We start from the raw sequence: 12,463 nt of genomic DNA on the forward strand, positions 1-12,463 counted from the left end.
TGAGTTATATTTAACTCAGGACCGGCATCAAAATCTGCAAAAATAGCCTCTCTAATGTCTATATTATCATCCAAAAAATAATGATCTAAATCCACTTTTCTGCTTTTATGACCAAATTTCACATGAATGTCGGTAAAAAGCCCATGACTGGAAGCGACATAAACACCACCGCTTTTTTCATGATGATCACCATCAATCGTGATAACGGTGTCGGGGCAATTTTCTTGGCTACAGGTTCTTTCCGGGCTTTATTGATCGATATCATCAAGTGATTTTTTTTAGCCGTTAAATGGATCAACTGTGAATCGCAATTCATTTCGTATCGGGTGTCTCAAATGTTACTTTAAACACAACTTATTCCACCCTAAAGCGACTGGTTTCGATAATGTTACTGAAAATATGAACCAGCATCGGGTCATGTTTACTTCCAGATTCAAAATGTAAAATGTGCATGATTTCAGCGTGTGTTCGTCTGCGGCTGTAAGACCGTGTTTCTGCCATGGCATCGTAACTGTCAGCGATGGATATTATCCTGGCACAGATTGGGATGGCTTCACCCGATAAGTTATCCGGATAGCCTGAACCATCATAATGTTCATGGTGATGCCGAATAATCTCCGCCACATGTTGTGAACCTTTGACTTCTGTCGAAGCCAGAATTTGCGCGCCGATTTCAGAGTGTTTTTTCATGATTTCCCATTCATCTTGATCAAATTCAGAGGGCTTAAGCAATATATGGTCAGGAATGCCAATTTTGCCGATGTCATGAAATTCGGCAGCAACTTTTAGCAAATTTAATTCATCATTCGACAGCCCGAACTGCTCACCAATCAGCACTGACAATTCTCTCACCCGCTTGGAATGCAGGTGTGTCAAGAAATCACGAAATTCAAGTGCCACGGACAAGGACTTCGTGTATTTAATCAACACCTGAAAAAGTGCGTCTTGCAAAGCCATACTTAATTTCCTCAATTTAATTATTTTGTCAGAGCACGTTCGGGGTTGTTAGCAAAGAGAATTTTTAATATTTAATTAAAACACGTTTTTCACAAGGTTACGTGAATTTTATAAAAAATTATCAGTGTTTTTCTATATTCGCCGGAATGATCTCGGGCATATGGCCATTATTCCCAATATGTCACTGGTTCATAAATGATTTATGAATTTCAGACTTTTTCAAACTTTTTTCAGGATTCAAAGGCTGGTTTTTTTTACAGTGTGCATTAAGTTTAATTACACTGAGCGTATAAAATGAAATTAATATTAATTGTGGCCTTTGTTCTTCTATCTGCCAACAGTCCGGCTTTTGTGACAGTCGGTACCGATGCAGCCTGTGATTTACCGCCGGCACAGTTGCAGTCAGCCATCAATAACCATGCAAACATCAGACTGACTAACCAATCCACATACAGCGCGGTTGAAATCGTTAACCGCTCAGTGGTTATTGAGGGTGGGTTTAACAACTGTACCGATGCCCGGGCCGGTCAGGCTGGATTTCCCTATTCGGAATTATCAGGAAATAACGCCACCACCGTCATGCGCATCGCCACCACCGCGGCTGCGGGTCATCCACACCAAACCGTGGTATTACACAACCTCAAGCTCACTCAAGGCATGACGTCTGCCAATAATTTGGCCGGTGGACTGGATATTTTGGGTCACCTCGATGTTATTATGAATCGTGTTGATATCAAAAATAATACGGCAGCCACGCATGGCGGGGGTATGTATGTGTCCGGTCATGAAGGTGCAAAAGTCATTATGGAAGATGTGACTTTTCGATTTAATGAAGCCAATGTGGGCGGAGCAATGGTGATTTCCGGCGGCGCACAAGTCATCATCACAGACGCTTTTATCAGTAGTAACGATGCGACCATAAACAGCGGTGGTATTCTTGTGACATCGGACAGTCTTTTAAATATAAATGATTCGACCATCACCGCCAACAGAGCCCCGCAGGGTGGCGGTATTTATTGTTCCGGTGGCCACTTATATTTGGACAGCGACACGCGCCTGTCACATAATCAGGCAAATCTTGGCGGCGGCTTATATGCTGACAACCATTGTGTTGGCTTGATTGAAAGTGGTCATGCCAATGAACCGGATTTTTTTGAAGGCATCAATGCAAACACCGCTGAGATACAGGGCGCCGGTATCTATGCGTTTAATGCCTCTTTGACCTTAAAAGGCTCCGACAGTCATTACTTCAATATGCATGGAAACATCAACACCAACAGCAATCACAGTAATATTGGCGGCGCCCTGTTCGCCTATGGTGAAGACAGCCGTATCACACTTATCAATGCCCGCTTAACTAACAACCGGGCGCAACGTGGTTCAGCCATCGCTGCTTTGAATGGGGCCCGCGTTACCGTCAAAAAACAACCGGGCGAATGTTTTGCCGATGAATTGTGCTCACTGATTGAAGGCAATGTTTCTTCTTTGGGTGCGTTGTACAGTGAAGGATGTGGTCATTTTGAAGTTTACCAGACCACCATCCGCCATAATATCGCAGGGGACACGGCTGTGGCCTGGCTGGCAGGAAACCGAAACGATGATTGTCACCATGTCATGGAAGGTAATGTGATCTATGGTAACCGGGATGAGATCAGTGAAACCCCTGCTTTGGTACATATGGATGAAAAAGTGAGCCTTGATTTTGCCTTTAACACAGTGACCGATAACCTGAGTGATAACGTGTTCCGTCTGGGTCAGACTGCCAACACTGAACAAACGTTACATCTGAATAACAGCATTATTTGGAATGCACCGGCTGCCAGTATCAATAATGCCGGCAACCATCACTTCAGCGGAAACTGCTTGTTACTGCACGATTCCAACGAGCTACCGGCAGGCTTTGGTGCGCTGGTGATCGGGCTGAATCCTGAGTTTCTAAATGCACCGGATAATGATTACCAGTTATCCCTGATTTCACCACCGATTGATTATTGCAATACCCATCTCTATCAGCCTAAACACCACGATATTTTAAGTGTCCCCCGTGGTTACGAAATGACGTCACCTGTGCAGGGGTATTTTGATATGGGCGCCTTTGAATACGATAATGGTCATCATTTCAATGATGTGATTTTTTACGATCGGTTTTAATAAATTTAATATTGCTGGCTGAGTAAAGCAGGTGGTTAATGTACACGTGTTCGGTTTTCTGATAATACCCCCAAAGGCAATAAAGCTTTTCAAAATGGACTATTTATTGGCGACCGCATTGATCATCTGCACTCTGACACCGCCGCTGTGGCTGTTAAGTGTAAAATCAGAACCGGATTTTTTAGTTTTTATGCGGCCGTGTTTGAGCGGTGAGCCTGCATCGTGATTAATCTGAATGGAATAATCTGATGTGATTGGGCCGCGGGTTCGGATATCCGCTTTGAATGGTGTACCCTCTAACAAGACGATGTGAATATCACCGGTCAAAGTTGTCAAATCAACTGACTGTGATGCCGCTTTTTTGTACAGTTTATAAAATAAAGCGCCTCGCTCTGAAGTGGCTTGAGAATCTCCTGATCCATTGTAGGTGATATTCCCACTGAGTGATTTAAATTCGGTTCTGGCTTCTATGTCCTTAGCCTCAATCAGCCCTGCTTGTGTGTGCACTTTGAGCGGCAAGTTTTTGGGAACAATGATACCAACATCAATGCGCCGTTTTGACCAGCTTTTGTTTTCAGTGATTTCAAGATGAGAAAAGCCAACGCTCAGACGCTGTGTTTTCTCAGATTCGCTGTTAGGCGGGGTAATTAATTGGATGTTTGGTTTTCTGGGATCATCTTTGTGGTATTGAGCCATGGCGGTGATTTCAATGTGATCTGTGTCTGCGGTTTTAATGCGCACATCACCCACAGAATGCTCAAAAACAAGGGTATCACCATGCGCAACGGGGAATGAATCTTTAAGCGTATTGATAAGCCATTGTGTTTGAACTGAGGATTCTTCCGCCATCGCCACACTGACATGGAAAGTTCCCATCATCCAAAGCAACAAAGTCATCACTTGCTTGATTAAGCCAACCATATAAAAAAATATAGCGTGCACTGTTAAGGTGTCATCCCTTCAAAACCATCTTTAAAAATAAGGTCTCCTTCAAAACCATCTTTAAAAATCAGATAATTACCGTTGGGGGGCACAAACCGAAAGGCACCCACCCAAACACTGCGCTGGTTGCCGGAATTAACACGCTGATTAACATACCAAAAAACATTTTCATCTGCCGGATCCACATCCATAGAAGTGTAATCACCCCAGCGTTGACTTGAAGTGATTGAAGCCACCCCCGGCACCAAAGTCATTTCATCCATGGTCATTTGATTCAACGGATCATTGGCACCCCGTGCCGTAACCCGAATCGAAGGATAGACCGTATCAGAACTGGCGCTGTAACCCAAAGCAATGTCTCCATAAGAATTGATTGCCATTGAGCCCATAAACCGGTGTGTGTTGTCAGGACTGTAAGTGGAATCCTGACGCAAAGTCCAGCTGCCACCCTGACGGTGAATCTCCCACCAGCGAATACCGGCGACACCGCCACCCACATCCACAACCTGATTCAGCACCATAGACTCGGCATTGGCGTTATTTACCCGATAATGTAATTGACGCAGCGCGCGGTTGTATAAAGCGTCTATTTTATTGGATGTGCCCGGTTGGGAGACACAATCTCGAACACCCGGGGCGCAGGGCAATAAAGCAAAAGGTTGCGGACTCAAGGTTTGGGCCAGAGTAAAACTTGAATTGGCCGGTGTAACCCAATCCACTGAAAACTCCCACATTTCTAAGCGGGTGACCGGGTTACTGTTGTCCATATCTTCATGCACAGACCGCACGAATGTATTGGGCGGGCTAACGCCGGGCGGTAAATTTGTACCATCCAAATCACTGGGCAAAATGCGTGTCACCCGCGGTGAAGAGCCGATTAAATGAGGGGTTGCAAAACGTTGATAGGTGGCTGCTTGTCCGGCCAGCATGGCCGCTCGGTCAAAAGCATATACGCTGACATTGGGTGATTCAAAAGTACTGACATAATAGGCATCAGGCCAGACCCCATATTGGGGATAATCCGGAAAATTGGGGGCTGAAAAAGCGTAGGAATACCACCCGTCGGTCACCGGGTTAGGGCCCTGGGACACATAAATACAAAATGAATTATCGGTTAAATCAAACTCTTGTAACAACCAGCGGTCAGCCAGTTGATCGTAGATAACAATGGGATCACCGTCCCCGTCCTGACAAGGAGAGGAGCCGCCATTCCATAATGAATTCAAGGCGATTTCCGGCACTAAATTCTGACCATTTTTATCCCAAACGGCAAATCGAGACGGATTGACCATACTGATATAATGGTTGGGGCCGACCGTTCCCACCGTATCCGGTGGATTTGAATTGCCCGGTGGATGGGCCTCAAAAGCAAACAAAAATTGTCCGGGATAACTGACACCCTCACCGGTTTGTTGTAATGCGGGATCCTGCCAACCAATAATTTGCTCTGTCGGTCCGTCTGAGTGAAGACCTTCAGCAACCACCTGAATCGGGTCACCAGGTTGCCAGGGCGGCTCCGGCGTGATATCACGCAAATCAATATCAAGCACCCAGGGGACCACCGGATCACTGACATAAACTCCGTTTGACAGTGTTTTACCACCGTTTTGAGCTTGCACTAATGTGACCACAAACCCAAGCGGAATAAGACACACCAAGCTTACATTTTTCCAACTTTTCATTAATTCAACCCTCTTATTATTGGATATATCCTACATGATATAGTCACCCAAAAACCAGCGCAACAAAAATCAGAGCTGATAATAAGGAAAATCCTTCGCGCTTAAGCCACTGATCCCGGCTCAGCAACACGTCTGTGACATCTTCACAATCATTTTATCACTCAAATGAATCGACAAAGATAGAGTTTTCAAAACCGCCCGTTCGACGGCGCCAATATCACATATCTCAACACCGTTGGCCTAACCGGCTCGGCGGGGCAAGCTGCTCAGCTTTTTACTGGATCAGGAATCACCTTAAACACCGCTCTGCAGTTTGCCATCAGATTCTATCTTGTTTGTGATACATGACGAACAGCACTGTATTTTCTGAGGCGGTGTCATTACAATCATTGGCTTTTAATCTTCAAATTGGAGTTCATCATGAAAAGTAAATTATTAGCGGTCGTGTTGTTAATCAGTGTGTCCTGGGTGGCACAGTCAGAAATGACCCTGGACAGTGTGTTGGCAGATTACATTGAAGCCAAAGGCGGTATGGAGGTCATTAAAGGCACAAAAACCATTAAAACCACCGGTAAAATGACCATGGGCGCAATGGAAGCCCCATTTACGTTTATTTTCAAATCACCCAATAAAATTTACACCACTTTTGAACTTCAGGGTATGAAAGGTATTCAGGCTTTTGACGGCGAAAAAGGCTGGCAAGTGATGCCATTCATGGGCAAAACCGAACCTGTGGCGATGTCAGAAGATGAGCTGAAACAAATTAAAGAACAAGCCGATCTGGAAGGTCCGTTGGTTGACCATGAAAGCAAAGGTATTCAACTGGAGCTGATTGGTAACACAGAAATTGAAGGCACACCTGTGATTGAAATCAAAGCCACCAAACCCAGCGGTGATGTGGTCACCGTGTTTCTGGATAAAGAATACATGATTGAAGTGATGACCCGAACAAAAATGAACATGATGGGTCAGGAAGTTGAAGCCGAAACATACTTCAGTGATTATAAAGAAGTGGGTGAATCCGGCTACCCGATGGCCCACGCCATGAGTGTCAAAATGAATGGCTCAGTGGTACAAAATCTGACTTTTGAAGATGTGGCGTTAAATGTTGACGTCGATGATTCATTGTTTCAAATGCCTGTTGAAACAGAACAGCAAGAGGCCGCTGAGTAATCGGGAGTTTAAACATGAAATTATCGACTGTTTGTTTGTTGGCGGGTGTTTTACTGCCCGTGCTTTCTCAAGCCGATTCGGTTAAGGTGGATGCCTATACCTTTGGCGGCTTAAAGGCACGTGCTATCGGGCCTGCTGTGATGAGCGGCAGGATTGCGGCACTGGATGCAACCGCTGATGAAACACCCGTTATTTATGTGGGCACGGCCAGTGGTGGTGTCTGGAAATCGAAAGACGGCGGTGTCGGTTTTGAACCTGTTTTTGATGATCATAACCAATCCATTGGTGCTGTCAAAATCGACCCCAACAACGCTTCGCATGTATGGGTGGGTACCGGCGAATCCTGGGTCAGAAACACCGTTTCAGTCGGTGATGGAATTTATTTGTCAACCGATGGCGGTGACAAGTGGCAGCACCTGGGTCTTGAAAAAACCGAACGCATCGCCGCCATTGAAGTCAGCAGTCAATCCGGCGACACCGTGTTTGTCTGCGCCACCGGTGCCTTGTGGAATGACGCTGAAGAACGCGGGGTTTACCGCACCACAAACCGTGGCAAAACCTGGGAAAAAGTGTTGTATGTGAATGCATCAACCGGTTGTTCTGATCTCGTCATTGACCCCAATAATCCGAATATTCTCTATGCCGGTATGTGGCAGTTTAGACGTTATCCTGACTATTTCACGTCAGGCGGCGAAGGCAGTGGTTTATACCGGTCAATTGACGGTGGTGACAGCTGGCAGGAAATGACCAATGGTTTGCCCCAGGATGACAAAGGCCGCATTGCTTTGGCCATAGCCAATTCCCGCAGCACCACGGTTTATGCCACTGTGGAAGCCAAAGAGACCGCATTGTATCGCAGTGATGACATGGGCAAAACCTGGCACAAAAAATCGGATGCCGGCATGATCCAGATGCGTCCTTTTTATTTTGGCGAATTACAGGTGGATCCCAAAGACCCGGAACGTGTTTATAAACCAAGTTTTATCACTGTCACCAGCGTTGACGGCGGTGAGTCGTTTTCATCCATGTTTGCAGGCGGCTTTAATATTCCGATTCATCCGGATCACCATGCCTTATGGATAAACCCTGATAATCCCAGCCAGTTGGTCTTAGGCACAGACGGCGGTGTTTATATCAGTTACAACAAAGGGGGTAACTGGCGTATGGTGGGCACCTTGCCCGTCAGTCAGTTTTACCATGTTTCTCATGATGACCAATGGCCTTACCATGTGTATGGCGGTTTGCAGGACAATGGTTCCTGGGCAGGTCCTTCTCGCGCCCCGGGCGGTATTAAACCCGGTGACTGGCATTCAATCGGCATGGGTGACGGCTTTTGGGCCTTTGTTGACAAACTCGACCATAACATCATTTATTCAGAATACCAGGGCGGTCAATTACTGCGTTTAAACCGCACCATTGGTGAGCTTAAGCACATTCCGCCGGTTGCCAATGAAGGTGAAAAACCTTTGCGCTTTAACTGGAACACACCGTTGCTGGTCAGTGAAGCGAACCCCGGCACGATTTACTACGGCTCACAATATTTACATCAATCCACGGACCGGGGTGAATCCTGGCAAACCCTGTCACCTGATCTCACCACTGATGACCCAAAACGTCAGCGACAGGCCGATACCGGCGGTTTAACCCTTGATAACTCAACAGCTGAAAATAATGCAACCATTTACACCATAGCAGAATCTATACTTGATAAGCAACTGTTATGGGTGGGTACAGATGACGGCCTGATACATGTCTCAAAAGATGCCGGAGAAAGCTGGCAAAATGTGGGTAAAAACATCCAAGGGGTGCCCAAAGGTACCTGGGTTTCACGCATCACCGCCAGCCCGCATCAGGTGGGCAGCGCTTTCGTGACATTTGACGGTCATCGCAGCGGCGATATGAAAACCTATGCTTTTCAAACGAATGATTTTGGTCGCACCTGGCATGCTTTACCAACCGATGAACTCGGCTATGCCTGGGTCTTGAAACAAGATACTGTAAACCCCGATTTGTTGTTTCTCGGAACTGAATTTGGCCTCTACATCAGTCTGGACTCAGGCAAAAACTGGGCCAGATTTAAAGAAAATCTGCCCAAGGTTGCGGTGCATGATTTGGTGATTCATCCGACTGAACATGATGTGATTCTTGCCACCCACGGTCGCGGGGTTTACATCATCGATGACATTTCGCCCTTGCGTGCTTTGACACAGGATAAACTTAACGAAAATGTGGTGATGCTACCATCCAGACCGGCGGTGATGGTAGAAGGCGGGGCCTTACAGAGTTTTTCCGGAGGTGATGATTTTATTGGATCCAATCCTTCAGAGGTGGCGGTTATCAGCTATTATCTGAAAAAACGCCATATGTTCGGTGACATGAAAATCAACATTCTGGACGAAAACGATCAGGTAATTACCAGCCTGGTGGCCGGGAAAAGGCGTGGCATTAACCGCGTGGACTGGCCGATGCGTTTAAAAGCACCGAAATTTCCGCCATCCACTTCATTGGTCCCCGGTTTTCTCGGCCCCAGGGTGGCAGAGGGTCGTTATAAGGTTGAGCTGATTAAAGGAAAAAAAAGTTATTATTCAACTGTTGATTTGGTGCCTGATCCGAGATCATCGCACACCCTTGAAGACCGCAAAGAGCAACAACAGTTATCCATGCGACTTTACAACGCGATTAATGATTTGACCTTTCAGTTAAGTCAATTACAGGATGTGGTTTCGCAGCTGCATGAGAAAAAAGACCTGTCAACCGGCGCGCAAAAGAAAGCAGAAAAATTTGAACAGGCCTATAAAAAATTAAATGCCCGATTCACCGCCACCAAAAAGGGCATGATCACCGGTGAATCCAAACTGCGCGAACAGCTCGGTACACTGTTTGGCCATGTGGTTGCTTACAGTGGCAAGCCCAGTCAGACCCAATACCAATTGGCGGATAAACTGATAGATGATGTGGCCAATGCCATTCAGGCCGGTCAAGCATTGCTGAGTAAACAATTGCCGGCCATCAATAAGCAACTCGGTGAAGATGATGCCATCAAATTAATCGACCGAACCACTTGGGACGAGAAAAACGGCATGGGTCTGACCTCACAACCGGTGAACAAAGCCTGGTTAATCAATGGTGGTCATATCCACCATTAACAAACTGCCTGACAGCCAACCTTAAAGGGGTCTTCGTGACCCCTTTTTTGTGAAACGGGCTTAACAGAATAGCCGCGATACAAAATTCTCAAAGGCAAATGACATCTTAAAATGATGCCTCAGCGTCATTGTCTTCGGCATCCTTTTTAAGCTGTGCCTGATGGTCCAGGTCATAGGGTGGGATTTGCTGACCTTTATTCTCACCTTTGAGGTAGAAGTTCATCCAGCGCATTAAGCGCTTGGCATAATCCAGCTGCGCCGCGGCTTTGCGGTTACCGTGGCCTTCGCCCGGGTAATACACCAGACGGACTGGTGTATCGGTGCGGGTTTTAATGTAGCGATACAACTCCATAGACTGCGCCGGATGTACCCGTGTGTCATTTTTGCCATGCATAATCAGCAGTGGCGTTTGTGCTTTATCGGTGTGATAAATCGGACTACGCTCCAACATCCACATCCATTTATCCCAGGGGTAATTGCGGGCGTGCACGTTGTACATTTCCTTGGGGATATCGGTGGTACCGAACTTTGACAGCTGATTGGCAATGCCCACAAACATAACACTGGCGGCAAAATGCTCACTTAAGGCGGTGGCTGCCCAGGCAGAGGCATAACCGCCGTAGGAACCGCCGGTAATACCAACACGCGCTTTATCGACAATACCTTCATCAGATAAATGGGTGATGGCATCCACCAAATCATTAAACTCACCACCGGCATAATCGGCCTGACCTTTTTTACTGAATTCAACACCGCGACCGGTACTGCCGCGATAGTTCGGCAGAAACACCGCAAAACCATTACCGGCAGCATGTTTAATCGGGTAAGCATAACGATCCAGCCACTCATTGCTGATATGGGCTTCAGGACCGCCATGCACCATCATAATCAAAGGATAACGTTGATTCTTTGTATAGTTAATGGGATAAACCAGAATCCCCTCAAGCTCAAGACCATCACGCGCGGTGTATTTAATGGATGCCTGCTTCGGCATGGCGATATTCTCCAGCCAGGGGTTGGAATGGCTTAATCGCTTCAAATCACCGTTATTGACCGAGTAAACTTCTCGCGGATGATCAGCGTGGCCAACGGTCGCAACCATGGTTTTGCCGTCTTCGCTGACATCAAAGTTACTTAACACGGCTTTGCCGAGTGGCAGCCTGTTGTCAACTTTTTCCGTATCGAGATTAATGACACTGACTTCACTGCTGGTGCCAATATGCCCCATATAGGCCAGTTGAGAATCTGACAGCCACTCAATGGCTTTGACATGACCTGCATAGTCTTTAACATATTCAGTCATCTTGCCGTTGCCACTGCGACCAACAAACAATCGGCCACTGGCCGGATCATGCTTATCTTCGGCACCAATCATGGCGACATATTTGCCATTGGGCGACCATTCCGCTTCACCCAGCTTACCTTCGGTTTTAAACGCCTGAATACGCTCACCGTCAATTTGATAAATACCATATTCAGAGGATGTATAATTATCATCGATATGCGGCGTTGGTGTGGTTCGAAGCAGCACATGATCTTTCCCGGGATGAAACTGTACTGACAAGATATGTTCATCAATATTTAATTGAACCGGTTCGTCTTCTAAGTTGTTTAGATTAACTTGATAGGCATGGTTAAATTGAATATCCTCTTCATAGACTTCAGCTTTGAAACCTTTCTTTTCCAGCTTTTTCTCCGACTTGTCTTTCTCCGGCTTGGCCACAAAAACCAATTTGTCACCTTCTGAATTAAGGGAAAACGAAGAAATATTATTTTTATGAGAAATGACTTTAACCGACTCACCACCATCCACCGGAATACGGTAAATTGAGGTGTATTTATCATCGTTACGCTTAGCGCGATAATATATCGACTGGCCATCCGGGCTCCACTGCACCGAAGACACAGATACCTCACCGGTAATAAAAGGCCTTGAGTTACCTTGTTTATCCACCACATGCAGCTCAACATAATGTGACCCATCCTCATCCTCATAAGGCGTACGCGGCTTCACCAAAGTATAAGCCGTCAACTGACCGTCAGATGACACCACCGAACTGCCCACATAATGCGCCGTCACGATTTGTTCTAAGGTCATGATGTCCTTTTTAGCATGCGCACTAAACCCAACCAACAAACCTAAAACAACACCAGTAATCCACATAAACCGCTGATTGCCACCCTGATGGTGACGACCTTTTGTTCTCTTTAAATCGATTTTTCTCATTCTTTCCTCATTGTTTTGAACTTATAAAATTCCAGAAACACGCCTATCAGTGTTATTAAACGCCCTAACGATAGTCGCCTAACGCCATATTAATCGACCCATGTGAAAATTTAAAGTCATACAACTTCACTTCAGGACTTCGACAAAAGACAGGCATCTAAATCGATACCGCCTGACAAGAATCC

Annotated in this window: 7 protein-coding genes; 3 read left to right on the forward strand and 4 right to left on the reverse strand. The window is 46.1% G+C overall.

The window, feature by feature from the left end; translation table 11 throughout:
- Positions 1-354 precede the first annotated feature (354 nt).
- Positions 355-957: an HD-GYP domain-containing protein gene (locus IEV16_RS03650; protein WP_188364313.1), complete on the reverse strand. Its 603-nt coding sequence runs from the start codon at positions 955-957 to the stop codon at positions 355-357.
- Between the two features lie 294 nt (positions 958-1,251).
- Here IEV16_RS03650 and IEV16_RS03655 point away from each other — a divergent pair, with 294 nt between their 5' ends.
- Positions 1,252-3,108, forward strand: a complete 1,857-nt coding sequence (locus IEV16_RS03655) for a hypothetical protein (protein ID WP_188364314.1) — start codon at positions 1,252-1,254, stop codon at positions 3,106-3,108.
- Positions 3,109-3,207: 99 nt separating this feature from the next.
- Here IEV16_RS03655 and IEV16_RS03660 read toward each other — a convergent pair whose 3' ends face one another.
- Together IEV16_RS03660 and IEV16_RS03665 are read right to left on the reverse strand one after the other, a co-directional pair.
- A complete protein-coding gene (locus tag IEV16_RS03660; protein WP_188364315.1) occupies positions 3,208-4,029 on the reverse strand; it encodes a DUF4097 family beta strand repeat-containing protein in 822 nt (273 codons plus the stop codon).
- Between the two features lie 23 nt (positions 4,030-4,052).
- On the reverse strand, positions 4,053-5,732 hold the full coding sequence (locus tag IEV16_RS03665; RefSeq protein WP_188364316.1) for a hypothetical protein: 1,680 nt from the start codon (positions 5,730-5,732) through the stop codon (positions 4,053-4,055).
- Positions 5,733-6,152: 420 nt separating this feature from the next.
- Between IEV16_RS03665 and IEV16_RS03670 the strand changes: the two genes are divergently transcribed.
- Positions 6,153-6,905, forward strand: coding sequence for a LolA family protein (locus IEV16_RS03670; protein ID WP_188364317.1), 753 nt, complete (start codon positions 6,153-6,155; stop codon positions 6,903-6,905).
- A gap of 14 nt (positions 6,906-6,919) precedes the next feature.
- On the forward strand, positions 6,920-10,051 hold the full coding sequence (locus IEV16_RS03675; RefSeq protein WP_188364318.1) for a VPS10 domain-containing protein: 3,132 nt from the start codon (positions 6,920-6,922) through the stop codon (positions 10,049-10,051).
- A 106-nt stretch (positions 10,052-10,157) separates the two neighbouring features.
- Here the strand turns inward: IEV16_RS03675 and IEV16_RS03680 are convergent, their stop codons facing one another.
- Complete coding sequence (locus IEV16_RS03680) at positions 10,158-12,278, reverse strand: S9 family peptidase (protein ID WP_229728229.1); 2,121 nt, start codon at positions 12,276-12,278, stop codon at positions 10,158-10,160.
- Positions 12,279-12,463 lie beyond the last annotated feature (185 nt).

This window comes from Marinicella pacifica, from assembly GCF_014636635.1.
In the GTDB taxonomy this organism is placed as follows: Bacteria; Pseudomonadota; Gammaproteobacteria; order Xanthomonadales; family Marinicellaceae; genus Marinicella; species Marinicella pacifica.